Annotated in this window: 18 protein-coding genes; 12 read left to right on the top strand and 6 right to left on the bottom strand. The window is 67.0% G+C overall.

What is annotated here, in order from left to right; translation table 11 throughout:
- Position 1: 1 nt before the first annotated feature.
- Positions 2–3,160, bottom strand: coding sequence for an efflux RND transporter permease subunit (locus tag DK368_RS05675; protein ID WP_114392855.1), 3,159 nt, complete (start codon positions 3,158–3,160; stop codon positions 2–4).
- On the bottom strand, positions 3,157–4,338 hold the full coding sequence (locus DK368_RS05670) for an efflux RND transporter periplasmic adaptor subunit (RefSeq protein WP_114392853.1): 1,182 nt from the start codon (positions 4,336–4,338) through the stop codon (positions 3,157–3,159). Before DK368_RS05670 ends, DK368_RS05675 begins: the two co-directional genes overlap by 4 nt.
- A 480-nt stretch (positions 4,339–4,818) precedes the next feature.
- Here DK368_RS05670 and DK368_RS05665 point away from each other — a divergent pair, with 480 nt between their 5' ends.
- On the top strand, positions 4,819–5,079 hold the full coding sequence (locus DK368_RS05665) for a hypothetical protein (protein ID WP_155524483.1): 261 nt from the start codon (positions 4,819–4,821) through the stop codon (positions 5,077–5,079).
- Here the strand turns inward: DK368_RS05665 and DK368_RS21260 are convergent.
- Positions 5,062–5,325 (bottom strand): hypothetical protein, encoded by a 264-nt coding sequence (locus tag DK368_RS21260; protein ID WP_155524482.1) that lies wholly within the window; start codon positions 5,323–5,325, stop codon positions 5,062–5,064. The genes DK368_RS05665 and DK368_RS21260 overlap by 18 nt on opposite strands.
- Before the next feature lie 399 nt (positions 5,326–5,724).
- Here DK368_RS21260 and DK368_RS05660 point away from each other — a divergent pair, with 399 nt between their 5' ends.
- From DK368_RS05660 to DK368_RS05630, 7 genes are all read left to right on the top strand, one after another.
- Entirely contained in the window at positions 5,725–6,702 is a 978-nt protein-coding gene (locus tag DK368_RS05660) for an ABC transporter substrate-binding protein (protein ID WP_114392849.1), read from the top strand.
- Between the two features lie 22 nt (positions 6,703–6,724).
- On the top strand, positions 6,725–7,546 hold the full coding sequence (locus DK368_RS05655; protein WP_114392847.1) for an ABC transporter permease: 822 nt from the start codon (positions 6,725–6,727) through the stop codon (positions 7,544–7,546).
- Positions 7,547–7,631: 85 nt separating this feature from the next.
- Positions 7,632–8,426: an ABC transporter ATP-binding protein gene (locus DK368_RS05650; RefSeq protein WP_114392845.1), complete on the top strand. Its 795-nt coding sequence runs from the start codon at positions 7,632–7,634 to the stop codon at positions 8,424–8,426.
- A gap of 34 nt (positions 8,427–8,460) precedes the next feature.
- Positions 8,461–10,311, top strand: coding sequence for an ATP-binding protein (locus DK368_RS05645; protein ID WP_114392843.1), 1,851 nt, complete (start codon positions 8,461–8,463; stop codon positions 10,309–10,311).
- Positions 10,308–11,636: a sigma-54-dependent transcriptional regulator gene (locus DK368_RS05640; protein ID WP_275668474.1), complete on the top strand. Its 1,329-nt coding sequence runs from the start codon at positions 10,308–10,310 to the stop codon at positions 11,634–11,636. Before DK368_RS05645 ends, DK368_RS05640 begins: the two co-directional genes overlap by 4 nt.
- 7 nt (positions 11,637–11,643) lie before the next feature.
- Entirely contained in the window at positions 11,644–12,483 is an 840-nt protein-coding gene (locus tag DK368_RS05635; RefSeq protein WP_114392841.1) for a beta-keto acid cleavage family enzyme, read from the top strand.
- Positions 12,484–12,611: 128 nt separating this feature from the next.
- Positions 12,612–13,781: an amino acid aminotransferase gene (locus tag DK368_RS05630; RefSeq protein ID WP_114393120.1), complete on the top strand. Its 1,170-nt coding sequence runs from the start codon at positions 12,612–12,614 to the stop codon at positions 13,779–13,781.
- A 49-nt stretch (positions 13,782–13,830) separates the two neighbouring features.
- On the opposite strand, the gene DK368_RS05625 is transcribed toward DK368_RS05630, so the two are convergent.
- From DK368_RS05625 to DK368_RS05615, 3 genes are all read right to left on the bottom strand, one after another.
- On the bottom strand, positions 13,831–14,136 hold the full coding sequence (locus DK368_RS05625; RefSeq protein WP_114392839.1) for an EthD family reductase: 306 nt from the start codon (positions 14,134–14,136) through the stop codon (positions 13,831–13,833).
- Positions 14,137–14,251: 115 nt separating this feature from the next.
- A complete protein-coding gene (locus tag DK368_RS05620) occupies positions 14,252–16,423 on the bottom strand; it encodes a TonB-dependent receptor (RefSeq protein ID WP_240002347.1) in 2,172 nt (723 codons plus the stop codon).
- A gap of 242 nt (positions 16,424–16,665) precedes the next feature.
- Complete coding sequence (locus tag DK368_RS05615) at positions 16,666–17,292, bottom strand: YitT family protein (RefSeq protein ID WP_114392837.1); 627 nt, start codon at positions 17,290–17,292, stop codon at positions 16,666–16,668.
- A gap of 232 nt (positions 17,293–17,524) precedes the next feature.
- On the opposite strand from DK368_RS05615, the gene DK368_RS05610 reads away from it, so the two are divergent.
- The 4 genes from DK368_RS05610 (at position 17,525) to DK368_RS05595 (ending at position 25,106) form a co-directional block, all read left to right on the top strand.
- Positions 17,525–20,293 carry a TonB-dependent receptor gene (locus tag DK368_RS05610; RefSeq protein WP_114392835.1) on the top strand — a complete coding sequence of 923 codons (2,769 nt, stop codon included), beginning with the start codon at positions 17,525–17,527 and terminating at the stop codon, positions 20,291–20,293.
- A gap of 253 nt (positions 20,294–20,546) precedes the next feature.
- Entirely contained in the window at positions 20,547–21,110 is a 564-nt protein-coding gene (locus DK368_RS05605) for an RNA polymerase sigma factor (RefSeq protein WP_162305886.1), read from the top strand.
- Positions 21,107–22,099, top strand: a complete 993-nt coding sequence (locus DK368_RS05600; RefSeq protein WP_114392831.1) for a FecR family protein — start codon at positions 21,107–21,109, stop codon at positions 22,097–22,099. The genes DK368_RS05605 and DK368_RS05600 overlap by 4 nt, the downstream gene beginning before the upstream one ends.
- Positions 22,080–25,106 carry a TonB-dependent receptor gene (locus DK368_RS05595; RefSeq protein ID WP_162305885.1) on the top strand — a complete coding sequence of 1,009 codons (3,027 nt, stop codon included), beginning with the start codon at positions 22,080–22,082 and terminating at the stop codon, positions 25,104–25,106. The genes DK368_RS05600 and DK368_RS05595 overlap by 20 nt, the downstream gene beginning before the upstream one ends.
- The last annotated feature ends 1 nt before the right edge of the window (position 25,107 follow it).

Here is a 25,107-nt window from a genome sequence, read left to right as displayed (position 1 = left end):
ATTATTCCGCCGCCACCGGTGCCGTTGCCTGACCGCGCCGCGACAGGCGCACCTGCAAGCGGTCGAGATAGAGATAGATGACCGGCGTCGAATAGAGCGTCAGCACCTGGCTGACCAGCAGGCCGGCCACGATGGTGACACCCAGCGGCGTTCGCAGCTCCGCCCCATAGCCGCTGGACAGGGCCAGCGGCACACCCCCCAGGATGGCGGCGAAGCTGGTCATCATGATCGGCCGGAACCGCTTGAGACAGGCCTGACGGATGCTCTCGGCCGGGCTTCTGCCCGTCCGCTCCTCCTGAATGGCGAAGTCCACCATCATGATGGCGTTCTTCTTGACGATGCCGATCAGCATGATGATGCCGATGATGGCCACGACGCTCAGTTCCAGCCCGGTGCCCCACAGTCCCAACAACGCCCCCAACCCGGCCGAGGGAATGGTGGACAGGATGGTGATGGGATGGATGAAGCTCTCATACAGCACGCCCAGCACCACATAGACGGCGAACAGCGCCGCCGCGATCAGCAGGGGCTGGCTGGACAGGGAACGCTGGAATTCCTGCGCCGTGCCCTGGAACAGGGCCGAGATGGTGGGCGGCGCCCCGATCCCGGCCGGAATGGCCTGGATCTGCGGGATCACCTGGCCCAGCGAGGTGCCGGGGCGCAGATTGAAGGACAGCGTGACCGACGGGAACTGCTGGGAATGGTTGACCGACAGGGCCGCCACCGCCGGCTTCACCGTGGTGAAGGCTGTCAGCGGCACCAGCCCGCCGCTGCTGGAGCGGACATAGAGCCCCTCCAGCGCGCTGGCGTCGGTCTGGAAACGGTCGGCCACCGACATCACCACCCGGTACTGGTCGGTATCGGCATAGATGGTGGAGACGAAACGGTCGCCGAAGGCCCCGTAAAGGGCCGCATCCACCGACTGGATGGTGACGCCCAGACGGCCCGCCTGCACACGGTCCACGGTCAGGGCCAGACGCGGGCTGATTGATTGCTGGTCGGAAGCCACATCCTCCACCCCGTCCACGGTCCGCAACGCCGCCTCGATCCGCGGCGCCCAGCTGTTCAGAGTCGCCGCATCCAGGGAACGCAGCGTGAACTGATACTGGGAGCGGGTCTGCATCCCGCCGATGCGGATATTCTGGCTGGCCTGCAGGAACACCTTCACCCCCTGCAGTCTGGCGAATTTCGGCCGCAGCGAAGCGATGACCGCATCGGCACTGCGGTCACGGTCTCCCCGTGGTTTCAGGGTGATGAACATGCGTCCCGTGTTTCCCGAACCCGCGCGGCCTCCCAGGAAGGCCGCGGACGCCTGGACGTCGGGATCGGCATTGACCACGGCCGTGACCTCGCCCATCAGCTGCAGCATGCGGGTGAAGGAAACGTCGGGGGACGCCTCCACCTGTCCCTGGATCTGGCCGGTATCCTCCTGCGGGAGGAAGCCCTTGGGCAGATGGATGTAAAGCGCGACCGTGCAGGCCATGACCAGCAGCGTGGCCAGCAGCGTCACGAGCTGGTGACGCAGCACGACATCCAGGCTCCGCTCATACGCCTGCAGCATACCGTCGAAAGCACGCTCGGACAGGCGGTAGAGCCGGCCCCGGCGCTCTGGCGGAGGCTCAGGCCGGATGTAGCGGGAGGCCAGCATCGGCGTCAGTGTCAGCGACACCAGCATGGAGACGATCAGTGCTGCCGTCACGGTGACAGCGAATTCCCGGAACAGCCGGCCGACGATGCCCCCCATCAGCAGCAGCGGGATGAACACCGCCACCAGACTGATGGTGATGGAGACGATGGTGAAACCGATCTCCGACGCGCCCTTCAATGCCGCGCGGAACGGCGGCAACCCTTCCTCGATATGGCGGACGATGTTTTCCAGCATGACAATGGCATCATCCACCACCAGCCCCACGGCGATGGTCAGCCCCATCAGGCTGAGATTGTTCAGGCTGTAGCCGCAGGCATACATGACGGCGAAGGTGCCCACCAGCGACAGCGGCACCGCCGTGGCCGGTATCAGCGTCGCCGTGATGTTGCGCAGGAACAGAAGGATGGTCAGCACCACCAACCCGACGGTCAGGACCAGCGTGAACTCCACCTCGTGCACGCTGTCGCGCACCGAAAGCGAACGGTCGGAAACGACGGCGACCGAGACGGTCGGCGGGACGCTCTGGGTCAGTTGCGGCAGGCGCCCCAGGATGCCGTCGACCGTGTCGATGACGTTGGCATCGGACTGGCGGGTGATCAGCAGCAACACGCCAGGACGGTCACCGAAAATGGCGCGCTGCCGGTCGTCCTCGACTCCATCATAGACACGGGCCACGTCCTGCAGCTTCACCGCTGCCCCGTTGCGGTAGGTCACCAGCACGTCGCGGAAGGCCTTGGCCTCCTTCAGCTGGTCGTTGGCATCCAGCCCCACGGCCCGCCCCGGCCCCTGCAGCTGGCCCTTGGGCTGGTTCTGGTTGCTCTGCTGGATGGTGGTGGCCACCTCGTCCACACCGATGCCCAGGGCCGCCAGCGCCGTGGGGTTGAGATCGATACGGACGGCGTATTTCTGCTCACCGGCGATGCGGACCTCGGCCACACCGGGTTCTGATGAAATCTGCTGCGCCAGCGTGTCGGCCCAGCGCGTCACCTCGTAGCTGGGCAATTGATCGGAGGTCAGGGCCAGCAGCAGCACGGGCGCTTCCGATGGGTTCACCTTGCGATAGGTTGGCGGATCCGGCAGATCGCTGGGCAGGCGCCCGCGGGCCGCCTGGATGGCCGCCGCCACGTCCTGGGCCGCGGAATCGATGTCCCGGCTCAGATCGAACTGCATGGTGATCTGCGTGGTGCCGGTTGAGCTGGTGGAGGTCAGCTGGGTGGTGCCGGCGATGGTCGCCAACTGCCGCTCCAACGGAGCCGCCACGGAACGCGCCATCACCTCGGGGCTGGCTCCCGACAGGCTGGCACTGATCTGGATGGTCGGGAACTCCACCTGCGGCAAGGCCGCCACCGGCAGCAACAGGAAGGCGACGCTGCCGAACGCCAGCAGGGCCAGTGACAGCAGCACCGTGGCGATGGGACGGCGGATGAAGGGGGCGGAGATGCCGGCATGGCTTTCCGTTGGGGGCGGAACGTCCGGTTCGCCGGTCCCCGGCTGATGGGTATCGTTGCTCATCGTGCCGGCGCTCCCTGCGGCAGGGCTGAAGCCTGGGCCGGACCGGGCATCTGATCCGGTGCGGGCGCAGTCTGCCGGACCCGTACCTTGCCCCCCGGCACCACGCGCAGCTGACCATTGACGATGACGCGCTCACCACCGCTCAGACCCGCATCGACGACGGCCCGCGCGTCCTGCAGATCGGCCAGGGTCACCGCCCGCGCTTCCACCGTATCATCGGGACGAACCACATAGACGTAATAGCCGTCGGGTCCGGTGGCTACGGCCGCCGGATCCAGCAGCACGGCATCGGGCCGCTGGTCAATCTGTGCCGCCATGGTCAGGAACTGACCCGGCCAGAGCACCCCGTCCTCGTTGGCGAAGCGGGCCTTCATCGACACCGTCCCGGTCGCGGCATCAACCGTGTTGTCGATGAAGACCAGCGCCCCTTGGGCCAGCGTACGGCCTGTCTGTGAATCCCGGGCAATGACCGGAACAGGTCCCTGGCCGTTGGCCGTATGCATCTGGGGCAGGCGCGCCTGCGGCAGGGCGAACTGCACGTCGATGGGACTCAGCTGGTTGATGGTGGTCAACGGGGTGGTCTGACCCGGACGGGCGATATTGCCGACGGTCAGTTGCGCCTGCCCGACCTTGCCCGCCACCGGGGCCGTGATCCGGGTCCGCTCCAGATTGACCCGGGCGGCCGCCACCCGGGCCTCGTCGGCCTTGACTGCCGCCGTGAGGGCTTCGACCGTGGCGCGCTGCTGGTCCAGGGACTGCCGGCTGGTGAAGCGCTTCTCCGCCAACTCTTCCGCCCGCGCCAGATCGAGCCGGGCCGAGGTAAGATTGGCCCGGTCCTGGGCCTGCTGCCCCTCTGCCTGATCAAGAGCGGCCTGATAGGGGCGCGGATCGATTTCGAACAGCAATTGGCCCGGCTGGACCAGTTGTCCATCGGTGAAGGCCACCCGGATGATGGGTCCCTCGACCAGCGGCATGATCTGCACGGACTGGATGGGCCGAACCGTGCCGACGGCAGCAACCGACAAGGCGGCTGGCCCGCGGCTTACTGTGGCGACCGTAACCTCGGGCGGAGGTGCGGCCGCGCGGCCCTCCCCCCCGGACCGGCGACCAAAACCGTACCACGCCCCGGCTGCCACTACCGCCGACAGGACCAGGACCACCCACACCGAACGCTGCATCGTCACTCCTCAAGCCGGACTGTCACCGGCTCATGGCCGCCCAGCCGAAGGATGGAGGCCGGATCGGGGCTGATTGTGCCGTTACCGCTTCAACGGACCAGGAGGGCAAACCCTGCACATCGCGGTTCATTCTCCCAAGGCGGCATGATGATGCGGCCCCGGAGCGGCAACAGACCCGCCCCCCCCCCCCCCGCAGACGCCAGACCCGCATCCCGCCCGCCGTCCGAAAAAAAGGCGAGGCCGGCGTAGGGCGAAGGAACAGCAGAACAACCAATGAGTTGGACGGCACGACTTTCCCATCGGGGATGCCGGCATAATATCCCTGATACGGTAAGGAAAATCCTGCACCAGGCGCGACGAATGAAGGATTTCAGAAAGCCATCGGATGATGGGCTCTGGGATGGGACACACGGCCCCCCCATCCCCGATTGCCCGCATGCACGCGCAACATTCTGCCATCTCGCCCGGGTCACACACCAGGTGGATAGCTTGCAGCATCAGCTGAACCATCTGTGTGCGCCGGACGCCGAGAAGGATGACGATACGGCCCGCCGGACACAGATCAGCATGGCGGCGGCCCGCCTGATCCGTTTGCGCGCCGTGGAGGATGCGCTGGACGCCACGCTGTTGCTGGTGGCGCAACTGCTGCGCCGACGCTCATCGCAACGCGTGGATGTCACCGGCCCGTCTGCGCGGATGGGCAATCCCCCTCCGCGCCGCCCCTCACCCCGGACGGTCTGACCGACCTGCCGATCCCGCATCCGAAGCGGGTCCCGCGGCATCCCACTGGCCGCGGCGGTTCTGTTCATGCAACAAGAGGATCAATCTGAATTCCTCGGAACAGAGGTAATTCTGCAGATCCCGATCACTGACATCGCCCATATCGGCGGATGTCCGCATGGTCACATACAACTCCATCGCCGACATATGCAGGTCGATTGGAACGTTGGCATAGAGCAATGCTTGTAATGACTGCGGCGCTGACACGGCCATCACCCCGCGGAAGTGGGACACGCCCCGGCAAGGGGCGGCGTTACATCGAATAAATACCTCCAATTCGTTAGGCCCCTCTTAATGCCAGGGGCATGGATCAGGCCGATTGCCGTCCTTTTCCGGCACCGTCCCCTAACCGGTCCGATCCGGAGCGGTCTGCCGATGGTGTCGCGGCGAAAAATGTTACGGCACGCTCGCCGCCATTCCGGATTTCCGCCGCACATCCCTTCCGCTGCTGCACTGCACAGTCGGATTGGACAAAGGCCACCACTGGTTATGCGGCCGAATTGTGCGCGCAACGCAGCACTGGCATGCATCCTGCTAAGTGGGATCGGCAATGTGCGGCCGGTTCGCCCCGGCCGCACCGAACAATGTCGATAGGGACGAAACCTCATGAAAACGCGCTTGCGCCTGTTCGCCGCCCTTCTTGCGTCTGCAAGCCTGCTCTCCACCGCCGCGGCCGCCGAGGATGTCATCCGCGTCGGCAACCTGAAGCTGGCCCATTTCGGCGCCGTCTCCTATGTGCAGGAGATCGCCCCCTCCTGCGGCATCAAGGTGGAGACCAAGATCTTCGCCAAGGGTCCGGACATCATGCAGGCCATCATGGCCGGTGAGCTGGATGTGGGTGCGACCGCCTCGGAAGCCGCCATTTCCGCCCGTGCCAACGGCGCGCCGATCTATGTGGTGGCCGGCTTCGCCCAGGGCGGCGCGCGTCTGGTCGCCACCCCGGCCTCCGGCATCAAGACCGTGGCCGACCTCAAGGGCAAGACCGTTGGCGTGACCCGCGGCGGCATCCAGGAGGTGCTGCTGGCAGCCGAACTGGCCAAAGTCGGCCTCACCGGGTCAGACCAGCCGGGCAAGGACGTCAAGCTCATCTATCTGAACTATCCCGACCTGAACCAGGCCCTGCTGCTGAAGCAGCTGGATGCCATCATGCAGACCGAGCCCCAGGGGTCGCAGGCCGTCAGCGCCGGCTTCGGCATCGAGGTGGTCAAGCCCTATGACACGCCCATCGGCTCGCCGGTGCGCACCCTGGTCATGACCGAGACCTTCGTGAAGGAACATCGGGATCTGGCCGAGAAGTACATGCGGTGCTTCGTCAAGGCCACCAAGACCTTCATGGACAGCAAGGAGACCGCGTCCAAATTCGTGCGTGAGAAGCTGTTCAGCAACCAGCTGTCGGAAGCCGACTTCGACGCCGCTATCGGCAATGCCCCCTACACCCTGTCGATCACGCCGGAGCACATCCAGGCCACCACCGACACCATGGCCAAGCATGGCATCGGCAAGATGTCCAAGCCGCCCAAGGCCACCGACTTCGTGAAGACGGAGTTGCTGGACGAGGCCAAGCACGCCCTGAACGTCAATTGAGCCTCGCGGGGGGATCGGGACAATGAAAGCCGTTACCTGGAAGTCCGTGGCGGAAGGGGCGATGGTGCCCCTGGCCACTCTGGTGGTCTGGCAGGCCGTGTGCAGCATGGGCTGGGTCAATGCCCATGTCCTGCCGTCTCCGCTGGCTGTGGCGGAGAAATGGTGGGCCTATCTGCTGCCGCTGACGGAGTATGATCCGGCCAGCCAGTCCTGGCTGGGCTGGGCCCTGTCGGGTGAGCTGATCATCGACAGCATCGGCAGCCTGTACCGGGTGCTGATGGGCTTCCTGGTCGGCGGCGTGCTGGCCTTGCCGCTGGGGCTGCTGATGGGGTCGTCCAACCTCATCTACCGCTGGATGAACCCGCTGATCCAGGTGCTGCGCCCGATCCCCCCCATCGCCTACATCCCGCTGTCGATCCTGTGGTTCGGCCTGGGCAACCCGCCAGCCATCTTCCTGATCGCCATCGGCGCCTTCTTCCCGGTGCTGGTCAACACCATCGCCGGCGTGCGCCATGTGGACGGCATCTATCTGCGCGCTGCCCGCAATCTGGGCGCCGGCCGGGGCACCATCTTCCTGCGCATCATCCTGCCGGCGGCCACGCCCTACATCCTGTCCGGCGTGCGCATCGGCATCGGTACCGCCTTCATCGTGGTGATCGTGTCGGAGATGATCGCCGTCAACAACGGGCTGGGCTTCCGCATCCTGGAGGCGCGCGAGTATTTCTGGTCCGACAAGATCATCGCCGGAATGCTGACCATCGGCCTGTGGGGCCTGGCCATCGACGCCGGCGTCTCCCGCATCAACAACCACCTGCTGCGCTGGCACCGCGGACTCGACCATTGAGGTCGCGGCGGACAGGCCGGCCACGTGCCGTTCGCCCGGCCGCCACACCGCATCAGCGACCGCCAGACGATCAAAGGACCAGAGCATGAGCAGCGCGATCGAGATTCGCGACGTCCATAAGCGTTTCCCCATCCCCGGCGGGGAGGTGGTGGCGCTTCAGGACATCAACCTGACCGTGGAGGCCGGCGAGTTCGTCTGCCTTCTCGGCCCCTCCGGCTGCGGCAAATCCACCCTGCTGAACGCCGTTGCCGGCTTCTCGCAGCCGACCTCGGGAACCATCCTGGTCGATGGCCGCCCGGTGACGGGCCCCGGCCCAGACCGCGGCATGGTCTTCCAGGAATACGCCCTGTTCCCCTGGATGAGCGTGGCCGAGAACGTGGCCTTCGGCCTGGATATCAAGGGCCTGCCCAAGGCCCAGATCGCCGAACGCGTGAACGTCCTGCTGGAGAAGCTGCATCTGCGGGAATTCCGCGACCGTTATCCCAAGGACCTGTCGGGCGGCATGCGCCAGCGCGTCGCCATCGCCCGTGTCCTGGCCCTGGACAGTCCGGTGCTGCTGATGGACGAGCCCTTCGGCGCCCTGGATGCGCTGACCCGGCGCTCGCTGCAGGACGAGTTGCTGAAAATCTGGCAGGAGTTGGGCAAGACCATTATCTTCGTAACCCACTCCATTGAGGAGTCCATCTATCTGGCCGACCGTATCGTGGTGCTGACCTACCGGCCGGGCACGGTGAAACGGGATGTCCGGGTCGATATTCCGCGCCCGCGGGATTCCGGCACCAACGCCTTCAATGAGTTGAAGCGCGAGTTGGCGGTCATGGTGATGGAGGAACAGCATCGCCACGAGGCGGCGGAGCAGGCCGGTCTGACCACCGATTAGCCACACCGCCCGCGGCCAAGACGGGACGCCATCCGTGAGCAAGCGCCTGAGCCCGGGCCTTCGCCTTTTCCTGCTGGTCGTTGTCGTCCTGCTGGCCGGGTCCGCCGCCATCATGGCGGGCCGGCAGGCGGCGGCCTGGGCCTTGCGCGGGCTGCTGGCCGAGGTCCAGGGCCGACTCGAGGTCTATGCCCAGAGCCTGGATGTGGCGGTGGAGCGCTTCGCGCATCTGCCCTACACCGTCGCCCTGGACCCGGCTGTGGCCGCACTGGCCCGCACCCCGGATGATCCGGCCCTGGCCGGCAGGGTCAACCGCTATCTTGCCGCCGTGGGCGACCGGGCCGGCAATGCCGTGCTGTATCTGATCGGTCCCGACGGCAACACGCTGGCCGCCGGCAACTGGGACCGGCCGGGCAGTTTCGTCGGCGTGAACTTCGCTTACCGCCCTTACTTCCAGGCGGCCCTGGCCGGTGGTGAGGGCCGCTTCTACGGGGTTGGCAACGTCACCGGCATCCCCGGCTACTTCATCGCCAGCCCCGTTCGCGACGGCGGCCGCGTCATCGGGGTCGTTGTCGCCAAGGTGTCGCTGGATACCGTCGAGGCCGTCTGGCGGGAAGCCGGCGATGCGGTGCTGGTCACCGACCGTTTTGGTGTCGCCTTCCTCGCCTCGCGGCCCGACTGGACGTTGCAGAGCATCCGCCCGCTCGATGAACCGGTGCGCCGGCAGTTGGCCGAAACCAAGCAATACGGCACACATCCGCTGCCGGAGCTTCCCTTTTCCACCGCCCTGGCCATGGCGGACCCGGTACGGTGGATTCCGGCAGGTCCGGCCGGGGAGGAGATTCCCTTCGTTCTGGCCCGGAAACCGCTGGGCCAGGAGGGCTGGACCATGCTGCTGCTGGGCGATGCCTCCCTCGTCGTCCGTACCGAACGCACGGCCATGGCGGGTATTGCCCTTCTCGCGGTGCTGGCCGCTGTGATGCTGTTCGCCTGGCGCCAGCGCCGCCGGCGTCTCAGCGAGCAGATCCAGGCCCAGGCTGCGCTGGAGCGGGCCTATGGCGACCTGGAACACAAGGTGGCGGAGCGCACCGCTGATCTGGAGGCGGCCAAGGGCCGGCTGGAACGCGAGGTGGAGCAACGCACCCAGGCCGAGCAGGAGCTGCGCGCCGCCCAGAACGATCTGGTGCAGGCGGCCAAGATGGCCGTGCTGGGCCAGATGGCCGCCGGCGTGACCCATGAACTGAACCAGCCGCTGACGGCACTGCGCGGCTTGGCCGACAATGCCGCCCAGCTTCTCGACCAGGGACGGGAGAGCGAGGCGCGGGAGAATCTGACCTTCATCGCCCAGCTGGTGGACCGCATGTCGAAGATCACCGCCCAGCTGCGCGGTTTCTCCCGGCGCGGCGACGGTGCTCCCGGTCCGGTTCCAGTGGCAACGGCCGTGCGTGAGGCCCTGGCCCTGGTGGAGCGGCGCTTCGCCAATGAACGCATCATTGTCGATGTGGATGTGCCGTCGGACATCAAAGTGGCGTTCGAGCCGGTGCGGCTGCAGCAGGTCCTGGTCAATCTGCTGCGCAACGCCGCCGATGCGGTCAAGGGCATGCCCGACCCCTTCATCGAGATCGCGCTGCAGCGGACAAGCCGGCCCGGCCTTGTGGCGCTGGTGGTGCGCGACAATGGCCCTGGCATCCCCGATACCGTCCGCGGCCGCATCTTCGACCCCTTCTTCACCACAAAACCCGCCGGTGAGGGGTTGGGCCTGGGCCTGGCCATCAGCCTGGCCATCGCCCGGGACTATGGCGGCACGCTGGAGGCCAGCAGCCTGCCGACGGGGGCCGAATTCATTCTGACCCTGACGGAAATCCGCACCGGAGGGAGACCCGCGTGAGCAACAGGCTTTCCGTCCTCTTCACCGACGATGAGGAGATGATCCGGCTTACCTGCCGGCAGACGCTGCAGCTGGCGGGGTTGACCGTCCGCACCTTCGCTTCCGCCGAAGCCGTGCTGCCGGAGCTGGCGGCGGAGCTGCCGGGAGTGCTGGTCACCGATGTGCGGCTGGGCGGCATGGACGGGCTTGAGCTGCTGGCGCGATGTCGGGCGATAGACCCGGAACTGCCGGTGGTGCTGATCACCGGCCATGGCGACATCGCCATGGCGGTGCGCGCGATCCAGGAAGGCGCCTACGATTTCATCGAGAAGCCTTTCGTCAGTGAGCATTTCGTCGGCGTCGTCCGCCGCGCCCTGGAGAAGCGGGCCCTGGTGCTGGAGAACCGGCGGCTGCGCCGGGCCCTGGACCGGGAGGGGGATATCGGCCGCGCCCTGCTGGGCCAGAGCGCAGCCATGGTGCGGGTGCGTGATCTGGTAGCCAATCTGGCCGCCACCGACGTGGATGTGCTGGTGCTGGGCGAAACCGGCACCGGCAAGGAACAGGTGGCCCGCGCCCTGCACGCCGGCAGCCCGCGCAAGGACAAGCCCTTCGTCGCCGTCAATTGCGGTGCCATCCCCGAGAGCATGTTCGAAAGCGAGATGTTCGGGCATGAGGCCGGCGCCTTCACCGGCGCCGCCAAGCGCCGTGTCGGCAAGATCGAACATGCCGGGGCCGGCACCCTGTTCCTGGACGAGATCGAGAGCATGCCCTACCCGTTGCAGGTCAAGCTGCTGCGGGTGCTGCAGGACCGCATGCTGGAACGGCTGGGCGGCAACGAACCGGTGCCGGTGCGCTGCCGGGTTGTGGCCGCCACAAAGGAGGATCTCAAGCTCCTGGGCGACCAGGGCCGTTTCCGCCCCGACCTCTATTACCGGCTCAATGTCGTCACCCTGACACTGCCGCCGCTGCGCGACCGCCGCGACGACATCCCGCTGCTGTTCGAACATTTCGTGCTGCAGGCCGCCAGCCGCTACCAACGCGAGGTGCCGGAGGTGCCTCCGGCCCTGGTGCGCCGGCTGATGCTGCAGGACTGGCCCGGCAATGTGCGCGAGCTGCGCAATGCCGCCGACCGCTTCGTGCTGGGGCTGCTGGGGCAGGAGCTGGCCGAGGCCGGGGACATCCCCCTGACCCTGCCCGAATTGATGGATCGGGTGGAACGCCAGCTGATCCAGGAAGCGCTGCGCACCGCCGGCGGCCAGGTCACGGCCGCCGCAACCACGCTGGGGGTCCCGCGCAAGACCCTGTACGACAAGATGAAGCGGCTGGGACTGGCCGTATCCGATTGAGGCGCCGATGACCGTTCCCCCCTCCCCCATCGACTGGACGCCCCTGGCCATCACCGTGGCGCCCAACGGGGCCCGCCGCCTGAAAGCCGATCATCCGGCCATCCCGCTGACGGCCACCGAGCTGGCCCGCACCGCCGCCGCCTGCCGGGAAGCCGGCGCCGCCATGATCCATGCCCATGTGCGCCGCCCCGACGGCCGCCATCTGCTGGATGCCGACGCCTACCGCGAGGCCACGAACGCCATCCGCCGGGAAACCGGGGGCCGCATGATCGTACAGATCACCACCGAGGCCGCGGGCCTGTACCAGCCGACGGAGCAGATGGCGGTAGTCCGGGCCGTGCGGCCGGAGGCGGTGTCGCTGGCCATCCGCGAGATCGTGCCCGATGCGGCCCATGAGGCGGAGGCGGCCCGCTTCTTCGCCGACCTGCGGGCCGGGCACTGTCTGGTCCAGGTCATCCTTTATGACCCGGAGGATGTGGCCCGCTATCTGGACCTGAAATCCCGTGGCATCATACCCGATGGCCGGGACGTCCTGCTGTTCGTGCTGGGCCGCTACACCGTGGGCCAGGTCTCCGCACCGCAGGACCTGCTGCCCTTCCTGTCCGCGACGGCGGAGCCGCTGCCCTGGACCGTCTGCGCCTTCGGCCGGCGGGAGAATGCCTGCGCCCTGGCCGCGGCCGCCCTGGGCGGACATGTACGGGTCGGGTTCGAGAACAATCTGCATCTGGCCGACGGCACCCTGGCGCCGGACAATGCCGCCCTGGTGGCCCAGATCGCCGCCGGTGCCCGGCTTCTGGGCCGGCCCCTGGCTGGCGTGGATGACATCCGGGCCCTGCACGCCGCCTGATCCCCCCCTGGGAACCGCGACCGATCCATGCGCCGGATCTTGTCACGGTGGAAAATTCAGCCGGGAAATTGCGCGCCGTCCGCCTTATGCTGCGCCCCCGTTTCCCTGCCACGTCACAGGTGCCGGCCATGTCCTTCTTCAGCCCCCTGCAACAGCAGCCCGCCGACGCGCTCCTGGCCCTGATCGGCCAGTACCGGGCCGACCCGCGCCCGCACAAGCTGGATCTGGGTGTCGGCGTCTATCGTGACGAGGCTGGCAACACGCCGGTGCCAGCTGCCCTGAAGGAGGCGGAGCAGCGCCTGTGGCAGCGGCAGGACAGCAAGTCCTATCTGGGGCCGGAGGGAAACGAGGCCTTCACCGCCCATATGCAGCGGCTGGCCTTCGGCGGCATGGACTTCGGTGGCCGCATGACCGGGGTGCAGACGCCCGGCGGCACCGGCGCCCTGCGCCTGAGTGCCGAACTGATCGCGGCCACCGTGCCCGGCGCCCGTGTCTGGCTCGGCACGCCCACCTGGCCGAACCATCCGCCGATCCTGCGCGCCGCCGGTCTGACCGTGGAGACCTATAGCTATTTCGATCCGGCCAGCCAGACACTGTGCTTCGATGCGCTGATGGCGGCGCTCAACCGGGCCGGGGCCGGCGACGTGGCCCTGCTGCATGGCTGCTGCCACAACCCCACCGGTGCCGACCTGACGCCGGTGCAGTGGCAGGAGGTGGCGGCCCTGCTGTCCGCCCGCGGGATCATCCCGTTCCTGGATCTGGCCTATCAGGGGCTGGGCACCGGCTTCGACGCGGACGCGGCCGGCGTGCGCACCGTGCTGGACCATTGCCCCGAGGTATTGGTCGCCTATTCCTGCGACAAGAATTTCGGCATCTACCGCGAGCGTGTGGGCGCCCTGTTCGTGCTGACCGGCAGTGCCGCCGATGCCGCCCGTGTCCATTCCAACATGCTGGCGCTGGCCCGGGCCAACTGGTCGATGCCGCCGGACCATGGAGCCGCCGCCATCGCCCTGCTGCTGGACGATACCGAGCTGACTGCCCTCTGGCAGGCGGAGCTGGATGCCATGCGCAGCCGCCTGCGCGGCGTGCGCGCCGCCCTGTCCGCCCATGGCGGGCCGCTGGCGGCGGTGGAGCGGCAGAACGGCATGTTCTCGCTGCTGCCCCTGGCCACGGACACCATCGCCCGGCTGAAGAGCGAGCATGGCATCTATATGGCCGGGTCCGGGCGCATCAATGTGGCCGGCCTGACTCTGGACACCGTCCCGGTGCTGGCCGCCGCCATCGCCGCCTGCGCCTGATTGGCCGGAGCCCCCGGTCCCGACGTCGGGACCGGGGTCGGCAGGCGCCTCACGCCTCCACGGCGTCGAAATGCAGCAAGGTGGCGCCGCCGCTGGCATAGTTGGCCACGTCGCCGGCCACCGCGCGGCCGATATCCGACCCCAGCGCCGCCATCAGCGCGTCCTCGCTGTCGAACTCGCCCTCGAAGATGCAGAAATAGGGGGGCTCACCGCCCAGCGCCCGGGGGGAGAAGCTGTAGCGCCCGGCCCGCAGGCCGGGCAGCCGCATGGCCAGCGGCACATGCGTCTCCACATAGTAGCGGCGGAAATGGTCGGGGTCCTTGGGATGCCCGTAGAGAACCAGCAGCCTGTGCATGATTGTTCCTCCCTGGTGTCGCGCCGGGACTTCGTCGGTGCCCCCGGTCGCCGATCATGCAATGACAGTCCGGGCCGGACCACGCAAGCGTCCTGCCCGGGCTGCCCCCATCGCATCAGAAGTCGAGGGAGGCGGACAGCAGGAAGGTCCGCGGTGCGCCGAGAACCAGATAGTTGGAACCGGGATAGCCACCCACCGAGACCCAGTCCTTCTCGTCGGTGACATTCTCCACACGGCCGCGCAGCGTCACGTCCTTGTCGGCGAAGGCCGTGGTGTAGCTCACGCCCAGATCCCAGCGGGTCCAGGACGGGGCCTTGGCCGTATTGGCGGCATTGATGTACTGGGAGTCCGTATAGGTCAGGCGGGTATCGAGGCTGAGGCCAGAAACAACCGGCACATCCCAGGTGACGGTGATATTCGCCTGCCAGTCCGGCACACCGACCGCCGTATTGCCTTCGTTGGCACCCCCCTGGGTCTTGCGCAGTTCCGCATCCAGGTAGGTGAGGCCGCCGATCACCTTCACATCCTCCACAGGCTCGCCGAAGACACTAAGTTCGACGCCGCGGTTGCGCTGCTCGCCATCCTTGGTCAGGCGGACCTGTGTGCCGGCCGGCTCCTCCACCGTGTTGGGAAGGGTGATGGAGAACAGGCTGAGGCTGCCGCCGAAGCGGCCACCATCATACTTGGCCCCGGTTTCGTACTGCTTGGCCTTGAAGGGGGACAGGACCTGGTTGGCGTTGACATAGGTCTGGTTCGACGTGTTCCGCTCGGGCACGACGCTGCCGGGCTGCAGGGCTTCGGCATAGTTGGCATAGAGAGAGATCTGCTCGGTCGGCTTGTAGACCAGGGCCACGGCCGGCGTGACGGCATCATCCTTGTAGCGCGAAGTTTCCACCGCCGTGCCATAGGCGAACCCCCGCGTCTCGATCTCCTGATAGCGGGCACCAACGGTCAGCAGCACCTTGCCGTCCCAGAACGACAGCATGTCGGCCAGGGCGATGCTGGAATTGTCGGTCTGCTCGGTCTTGCGCGGATTGTCCAGATCACCCCCGACATAGGGCGTGGCCGGCGCCGCGACACGGACCGTGTTCCGCAACGTGCCGGCATTGAAGCTGTCCGAAACAGCATAGGCATTGAGGCCCTTTGTGGAAATGGCCGAGCCCGACAGAACGACCCGGTGTCCGATCGCACCGGTCTTGAAATCGCCGCGCACACCGACATCGGCGGACAGCACCTTGTCCTTGCGCGCATTGTCGAAGCGGGAGTTGGTTATGCTGCCGTCCGCCGCTGCTGTCGGGTTGGCCAGGACATTGTGTTCCTTGCCGTCGCGGCCGCCGGCCGCCGCCCAGACGGTGATGGCATCGGTGAGGTCATACTCGCCGCGCACGGCCCCGAACAGCTGTTGCTCGTCGGTGTAGGTCCAGGACTGGGCGAAATTGGTTGAAGCGTCGGGCGCAGCAGGCACCGCTGCACCGATATAGACACTCGGCCGCGGTGAATCGATGTGGTGGTCCTGATAGCCGGCATCGGCGGAAAAACGGAAACGCTCGCCCTCGTAATCGACCCCCAGCGAGACGACGTCGAGATTCCGGTCCTCACGGTCGACCCCGGTCTTGCCGTCGCGATGGACGGCATTGACACGGCCCCCCCATTCCTTGCCCGAACCGAAGCGCCGGGCCAGATCGACAGCGCCATAGATTTGGCCGTCGCTCTCATAGCCCAGGGTGACCCGGTTCAGCGGGTTGGTCGGCGCCCGCTTGGGCACGATGTTGATGGCACCACCGACGCCGCTGCCACCCGGCGCCGCACCGTTGAGGAAGGCGTTGGCACCGCGGAACACCTCGACGCGCTCCACCAGTTCGGCGGCCAGGAACTGGCGCGGCAGGATGCCGTAGACGCCGTTATAGGTCATGTCGTCGGAATAGACGGCGAAGCCGCGGATGACATACAGCTCCTGGAAATTGCCGAAACCGCGGGCCACCCGCACCGTGGGATCGTTGCGCAGCACATCGGCCACGCTGATGGCCTGCTGCTGGCTGATCAGGTCGGCGGTATAGGCCGTGCCAGCATAAGGCGCATCCATCATGTCCAGATTGCCCAGCAACCCGGCGCGGCCACCGCGGGCCACCTGTCCGCCGGCATAGCTGTCCGTCAGTTCCACCTGGGAGGCGCGGCCGATAACGACGATCTCCTCGATCTCCGCTGCGGTCTGCTGCGCCCGGACCGGCGCCACATATCCAACCGCCAGCGCCAGAGCCGCCGATCCAAGAAACAGGGTCTTCATCATCTGCTGTCCCACGCCATGAGGCATAAATTCTGCGAACGCCTCTCAATTTCATATCGAGGACAAATCCGCAAGAGGGGCAGCACAGAAAAGGGCTGCTGTGGCAAAGTTCACACGCAAGCAACCCGGAATCAGAAAAGCTCGTCCCGAGCGAAGAGCTACGTCCTGAACAGCCAAGACGGATCTTCAGCTGGAGCGTTGCAAATTAAAGTAACCCGGCAGCATCTTTATATTGCAGAACGACATCAGCCGACAGCGTCGATGCTGGATCCGAGATAACGGCCGGGTCTGTGATTGATGGCGATGATCATGTTGGCGATGACGGCGCCCAACACGGAAAACACCAGATTCTGCACTGGCAGCACGAACAAGGCGGACAGCAGGATGGCCCCATCGATGGCCATCTGCACATAGCCGGCGCGGATGCCCCAATGGTCCTGCAGATACAGGGCCAGGATATTGATGCCACCGACCCCGATGCGGTGACGGAACAGGATCAGCAGCCCCGTCCCGATCAGCCCGCCGCCGACAATGGCGGCATAAGCGGTGTTCAGGCTGGCGAAGTCCACCCACTGGCTGGTCAGTCGCGTCAAGGCCGAGACCAGACAGACGGCGATGAAGGTGCGCAGCGTGAACTGCCAGCCCATGCGCTTCCAGGCCAGCACATAGAAGGGCAGGTTCAGCACAAAGAACAGCAGCCAGAAGCCGACCCCGGTCACATACTGGAACAGCAGGGCCAGACCGGCGATGCTGCCCACCAGCAACATGGCCTTGGCATAGATCATGGTGCCGAAGGAGACGAACAGCGTCCCCACGCCCATGGCAATGCAATCCTCATAGAGCCGGTGGCGCTGAAGACCAGGCGTCTGCATGTAGGAACCGTTTTCCTGCGGGGGTGATTGGATTGCATGAATCCGGTCTGACGCCAGCCCTGTCCATGCGCCCCTTTGTCGCGGCACATGCGGAAGCCCCCGGACGCGATCGGCCGACCAGGAACCCGCTGACAAATAAGAAAGTTCAGTGACAGTCCGGATTTTCGGAAACGGCCGCGTCTTGGCTGGTGAAGGCGGACATGGGGACCGCCTGCGCAGACTGAGGACGAAGATGCGCCCTATTCCGTTCAAGAGCCTGTTGCTGGTCACCGCCGCCCTGACCGGCCTGACGCTTGTCGATGCCGCCCGCGCCGATGATGCCACCCAGTTGGAAGAGATCCTGGTGGTGGCCAACCGCTATCAGGCGACCGATGCCCAGATGCAGGCGACCAACAGCGTCAGCATCCTGTCGACCGAGGATCTGGAACATACTGCCGTACACAATGTGGCCGAAGCGCTGGGCCTGCTGCCCGGCGTCACCGTGGTCAATACCGGCCAGTCCTTCTTCGGCGGCATCGACGGCGCCTCGCGCGGCGAGGGCATGTTCACCGCCGTGCGCGGCCTGAACAGCGAATACAATGTCAACATGATCAACGGCGTCACCGTGGCCCAGGGCATGCCCTACAGCCGCGGCGTGCAGTTGAGCCTGCTGCCCCCGTCGGGCCTGCAGACCATCGCCCTGAACAAGACCTCCACCGCCGACATGGATGGCGATGCCATCGGCGGCACCATCGATTTCCGCACGCCCACCGCCTTCGACTTCAAGGACGATGTGCATGCCAGCCTCGGCCTGTCCGGCCGCATGGAAAGCCGGGCACGCGACTATGACAAGGACGGGCTGGGCGGCGGCGCCAACGGCGATGTGGCCTGGACCTTCGGCCGCGACCATCAGTTCGGCGTCTATGTCAGCGCCTTCTACGACAAGCGCAACTACACCAACAGTGAGATGGCGGGCAGCATGGCGGCCCGCAATGACGGTGGCTGGTCCTACGCCCTGACCAGCGATGCGGCCGGCAAGCTGAACCCGGCCGGCACCGACCCACTGTCGAACCTGGTGCAGACCGGCCTCAATGTCGGCGTCTCCAACGGCAGCACCGAGCGCTATGGCGGCAACCTGTCGCTGGACTGGCGGCCGGACGATAGCTTGAGCGCCTATTTCCGCGCTTCCTACGCCTATGCCGAGACGGTGCAGAACAGCACCTTCAGCCAGATCGTCAGCACCAACAAGAGCCGCGTGCTGCAGCCCAGCGGCCTCTACGCCCTGTCCATCGACAAGTTCCGCACCTCCGTCTGGTATGAGACCAACCCGGAGGAAGCCGATCTCGCCACCTTCCAGCTGGGGGGCGACAAGACGGTGGGCGCCTGGACCATCTCCCCGCAGCTGTTCTACAGCTTCGGCAACAATGACCGGCCCGACCATATCGAGGCCTCGGCCCGGAATGACCAGTTCAGCTCGGCCGACCGCTTCAACTATGGCGGCGGCACCTCCATGGGGTATCAGAACAACTTCCCCATGCCGCTGCTGACGCCGGAAATGGCCAATGCGCTGAACAATGCCGGGACCGCGCTCTGGGCCCGCCGCGCCGGCCAGCTGACATCACAGTACAGCGGCCAGGACAAGGGCGGCGCCAAGCTGGACGTGCAGTATGATGCCGGCAATGACAGCGCGCTGCGTGCGGTCAAGGTCGGGGCCAAATACATCGACAGCAAGCGCACGGTCACCAACCGTGACTGGACCAACGCCTATTTCTCCGATGCCACCGGCAGCCGCCAGACCTGGGACAGCCTGGGCATCGCCAAGGGCGTCTATGACGACGTCTTCCCCGGCAAATACAGCTGGTCGATCCCCAAGGTCGACCACGACCGCATGCTGGAGCTGTTCTACAAGTACCAGACCCCCGGCAGCTTCGACAGCTGCGGCAGCAACCGTTCCTTCACCGACAACATGAACTGCAATACCCAGAAGGGGACGGAGGCTGTCACCTCCGCCTACAGCATGGCGACGCTGCAGTTCGGCGATCTGGAGGTGATCCCGGGTCTGCGCTTCGAGCACACCGCCATCAGCAACACCTTCTGGCAGCTGCCGGCGTGGGATGATACGAAGACCGCCGAACAGAATACCGGCAGCTGGGGCAAGAGCCACACTACCTACAACGAGGTTCTGCCCAGCCTGTTCGCCAACTGGCGGCCGGATGGAGACAGTGTCTACCGTGCCGCGGTCTGGACCTCCTACACCCGTCCGGCCTTCGTGCAGCTGGCCGGTGGCGCCCGCTACGATCTGTCGGATGACGGCGTCACGACCATCACCATGGGCAATCCCGACCTGAAGCCGATCCGGGCCACCAACGTGGATCTGGGCGGCGAATGGAGCAACGACCATGGCGGCCATGCCGCGCTGGGCGCCTATTACAAGCACCTGACCAACTACCTCTATGAGAACGGCTCCGACGGTGTGAATGCGGCGCTGGGCGGCAGCGGCAAGACCCGCACCATCCAGCCGCGCAACGGCGGCGATGGCGATGTCTACGGCATCGAACTGTCGTTGCGGCAGAAGCTGGTGGATCTGCCCTCGCCCTTCGATGGCTTCGGCTTCGGCGGCAATGTCACGCGCCAGTGGACCAAGGTCGATCTGGGCAATGACACGGTCGGCCGCAACCAGCGCATCCAGAACGCGCCGGACTGGCTGGCCAACCTGCAGCTGTTCTACGAGAAGGATGGTTTCTCCTTCGACGTGATCTACAGCTACACCGGCTCCTATGTGTCCGTGTACAACTACCTGGACCAGCCCGGCACCTGGGACGATCTGTGGGCCCGGCCGTCCAAGCGGCTGGACCTGCATGCCGGTTACGCCATGGACAACGGGCTGAGCCTGGACCTGTCGGTGTCGAACCTGCTGGGCGACTACACCTACTGGACCCATGTGGGCCAGCACAGCCTGGCCCTGTCCGATGTGGTGGACAGCGGCACCACCAGCCTGCTGACCCTGCGTTACAGCTACTGATCTCACCGCTTGTGGGGCTCCGGCGCGGCCGGAGCCCCTTTTTCGTTTCAAAAAGCCCGGAAGACCGCCCGATGCGCCCTTCCCATTCCGGGAGCATGGTCCCGCTGCGGACCGCACCGGACCCCTTCGCCGCCCCGGTACGCCGGGCGGCCCTGCAGGATCGGCAAAGCCCATGAGCGCCACCGTCATAAAATGGCAACCGCGTTCGGATAAGACCGCACACGCCGATATGCAGCGGCAGCGGATCGCGGGTATGTGCGCAACCATGGCGGATCAGGCGCCGATCATCGACGCGGCGGGACCGGACGTACCCGCCCTGGACAGGCTCGGCGGGCCTGAGCAGCAATCGCTGCTGCGTTCCTATTTCAGCCGGCAGGTCGCCACACGTCAGGACGTGGACGACTATGTGCAGGACGTGTATCTGCGTGTGCTGAGTGCGGCGCCGCAGGAAAAAATCGGCAACTGGCGCGGATTTCTGCTGCGCGTTGCGTCCAGTCTTATGGTGGACCGGTTCCGCCGCGACCAGGTGCGCCATCGCGACCAGCACCAGGATCTGGAGCAGACCGGCGAACTGGTGGATGACAAGGCAGCCTGTCCGGAACAGGCGCTGATCTGCCGTGAGGAACTGGCCCTGCTGGAGGATGCGCTGAAACAGGTGGACCCGATCGCCCGCAATGTCTTTCTGCTGGTGCGCGTGGACGGCCTGCGCCACCGCGAGGTGGCCGACCGGCTGGGGCTGGAGGTGAAGACCGTGTCCCGCCATGTGGAGCGGGTGCTGGCCCATCTCGGCCGCACGCTGGGGGAACGGGCACTGTGACCGCCGCCGATCCCGATCAGACCATCCTGACCGAAGCGGCGGCCTGGCTCCGCCGCAGCAGCACCCACGGCCTGACCCCGGCCGAGCGCACAGAGTTGCGGGCCTGGATGCAGCGCAGTCCGCAGCATGTGGCGGCCTTGGATCTGGTCAGCCGCGCCTGGACCAGCAGCGGCGGCATCACCGACCAGGGGGCGTTGCGCCCCGATCTGCTGCGCGCCCGCAGCCTGCGCCTGGCCCGCGGCCAGGGTCCGGCTACGCGGAACTGGTCTCGGTCCCTGGCCGGCAGCGTCGCGGCCGTGGCCGCCATGCTGCTGCTTGTGGTCGGCTGGAACGCCAGCGTCAGCGAAGCCGATTTCGCCAGCGGCCCCGGCGAGGGCCATGCCGTGACCCTGGCCGATGGTACGCGGATACAGCTGGATGCCGGCACACGGCTGCATGTGCGCATCGACCCGCTGGGCCGCCGCGTCACCCTGGAGCAGGGGGAGGCCGATTTCCAGGTGGCGCATGAGGCGCTGCGTCCGTTCCGGGTCCTGGCCCGCGACCTGGAGGTGCGTGACCTCGGCACCCGCTTCACCGTGCGCCACCGGGCCGACAAGGTGCGGGTGGTGCTGCTGGAGGGGGCGGCCGACATCCGCGACGCCGACAACGGCCGGGTGCTGACCGTGCTGAAGCCGGGGCAGCAGGTGGAGCAGGCTGCCGATGGCGCGGCCCTGCGGCAGAAGCCGGCCAATCTGGCCCTGGCCCTGGCCTGGCGCGACCGTCAGGCTGTGTTCGAGGATACGCCGCTGGGCGAGGCCCTGGCCGAGATCGAGCAGCGCGCCGGGGTGCATGTGGCTCTGGCCGACCCGTCCCTTGCCGCGCTGCGGGTCAGCGGCGTGTTCCATCTGGCCGATGTCAGCGGCTTCCTCACCGCCCTGTCCGGCCTGCATCCCGTGGTCTGGCGGCAGACGGCGCCCGGGGAATACCGGCTTGAGCGGCGCCGGCCCTGACGCCGGCCGGGGGCGGCCCATCCTGGCCGGCCTGATGGCCGGCCTGCTGCTGACCCTGTCCGCCCGGGCCGCGGAAAGCGGCTTCACCATTCCGGCCCAGGACCTGGGGGCGGCTCTGCTGGAGCTGGGCCGCCAGTCCGGCCGCAACCTGCTGTTCCGTCCGGACATGGTGCAGGGCCGCCGCTCCACCGCCGTGACCGCGATGGAAGATGTGGAGACCGCCCTGGGCCAGGTGCTGCGCGGCCAGCCGCTGGACTACCGTCTCAACCCCGACGGCACCATCCTCATCCTCGCCGCAGCGGCGGAGCCGGCCCCCCGTCCGTCACCGGCCAGGACGGCGGCGGAACCGGCGCTGGAGGAGATCCTGGTCACCGGCCTGCGCCCCGGCACCGCCGTTCTGCTGGAAATGGCCGATCCCCAGGTGACCAGCGTGCTGACCGCCGACGGCATCGCCCTGGCCCCCGATCTCAATGTGGCGGAGACGCTGGGGCGGCTGGCCGGGGTCAACGTCATGCTGACCTCGCTCCAGGGCGATCTGGGCGGCATCGACCGCGCCGCCCGTGCCGAAGGCCAGTTCACCGCCATCCGCGGCCTGGGCAGCGCTTACAACCAGGTGCTGGTCAACGGTGTCGCCGTGGCCCAGAGCATGCCCTATGGCCGCGATGTGCAGCTCAGCCTGCTGCCATCGCTGGGGCTGGAGCGCATGGTGCTGGAAAAGACGCTGGGCGCCGACCGCGATGGCGATGCAGCCGGCGGCGTCATCGATGTGCGGACCCCCGACGCCTTCGACACGGCGGGTCCGCGCACGCGTCTGTTGCTGGAAGGTCGGCTTGAGGATCAGGCCCGGGACTATGGTCTCGATGGCGGCGGCGGCACCCTCCAGGCCGAAACCCGCCACCGCTTCGGCCGGGACGGGGCCTTGGGTCTGGCCGTCGGCGCCTATTACGGGCGGCGCCACTTCGCCAACAGCCAGCAGACCTATCAGACCGGCCAGATCGAATACCGCATCACCGACGCCGCCAACCAGAACCCCGCCGGCATGGACCCGGCGGCCAATCTGCTGCTGACCTCGCTGAACGCTCAGTTCGTCCGCGGCCGGACCGAGCGCTATGGCACCAGCGCCGCCCTGGACTGGCGGCCTGACGCCCCCTACAGCGGCTATGCCCGCCTGACCTGGGCCAGGGCCGATACCGAACAGGATGTCTATCAGATGGGCTTCCAGGGCGGCCGGGACTCCAGCTTCCTCAGCCACACGCCCCTGGGCAATGGCCTCTACCGCACCGAGAGCGTCAAAACCCAGCTGCACGCCTGGTTCCAGACCAATCCCGATGTGGCCGTGCTGGGCACGGCCCAGCTGGGCGGAAACGTGCATCTGGGCCGGCTGACACTGGCGCCGTCGCTGTTCACCAGCTGGGGCCGCAACGACAAGCCCCGTCATATCGAGATCTCGTTCTGGAATCCCACGGCCACCACCGTGGCCGAGGGGCTGCGCCTTGCCAGCCGGGATGGCTATCCCGTCCCGCAGCTGGGGCCGGCCACACAGGCGCTGCTGGCCACATCCGACGGCTTCCCCGTCTCCAACCGGGGGGAGCATGCCAGCCTGCGCAGCCGCCAGGACCGGCGCGGCGGCGCCCTGGATCTGCGGTACGAGTTGGGGGAGCAGGGACTGACCCGGATCGAGGGCGGGATCAAACTCAGCGACAGCGACCGCACCCTGACCCGGCGCAACCAGCGCCCCCAGGACAGCGACGGCGGCACGGCTCTGGCGCCGGGAACAACGCTGGGCGATCTGGCCGGACTGGGGCTGGTCACCGGCCGCTTGGACTCGCTGCTGCACGGCCGTTACGACTACGGCCTGCCGCTGATCGACCATGACCGGCTGCTGGCCCTGTTCACCCAGGCCAGCCGTGGCTTCGTCTGGACTGCCGACGCCTGGAACGGCAACAGCGTCGATGGCGGCGAGCGGGTCCTGGCCGGCTACGCCCAGGCCCGCATCCTGGCCGGTGGGCTGGAGATCCTGCCGGGTCTGCGGCTGGAACAGGCCGATCTGGACAGCCGCTATTGGCTGTCGGGCAATGACGGGGTGCCGAAGGACGGTATCCCCTATGGCTGGAACGACAGCCGCAGCGATTTCACGGCCCTGCTGCCCCGGCTGCAGGTGAATTACCGCCCCGACGGGCGGACGGTCTACCGGGCCGGGCTGTGGACCAGCCAGACCCGCCCCTCGCCGCACCAGCTGGCCGGCGGCGCCAGCACCGACGTCGCGGACGACGGCAGCATCACCATCAGCCGCGGCAATCCCGACCTCAAGGCCGTGGACGGGCTGCATGCCGACCTGTCGGCCCAGTGGCGCCGGGATGACGGCGCCCATGCCAGCCTCGCCCTCTTCCACAAGCGCCTGTGGCATTACCTCTATGATGCCGGCGCCAACTACGCCACGCCGACCACCCAGGACCAGCGCGGCCTTCGCGTCACCATGCCGATCAATGGCGGCACCGCCCGCATCTGGGGGGCGGAGCTGACGGCCGGCTACGACTTCCACGGACTGCCGGCCCCGTGGGATGGATTGTCCGTGGAAACCGGCGTGACCTGGCAGGCCACCCGCGTCCGCCTGAACCACCCGCTGCTGGAGCCGGTGGAACGGTTGCAATATGCGCCGGACTGGCAGGCCGTTGCCCAGCTGCTCTATGCCCGTGACCGTTTCTCCGCCGCCCTCAGCTACCGCTGGACCGGCGATTACATCCAGGAATACGGGCTGTTGGGGACCTCGGCCGGCGGCGGCGCCTCCCTCAACGGCAGCGCCCTGGATGTGTGGGTGCGCGCCAGCCGCCGCCTGGATCTGGAGGCCGGCTACCGTCTGGCCGACCATGCCGAGGCCGGCCTGTCCTTCCGCAATCTCCTCGGCGATCTCGCCTACCGCGCCACCATCGGCCGGCACACCGACACCGTGCCGGAAACCATCGATGGCGGCCGCACCGTCCTGCTCTCCCTTCGTCTGGATTATTGAC

The sequence above is a fragment of the Oleisolibacter albus genome (genome assembly GCF_003336875.1).
Taxonomy (GTDB): Bacteria; Pseudomonadota; Alphaproteobacteria; order Azospirillales; family Azospirillaceae; genus Niveispirillum; species Niveispirillum album.
This window is presented reverse-complemented; position numbering and strand designations above follow the sequence as displayed.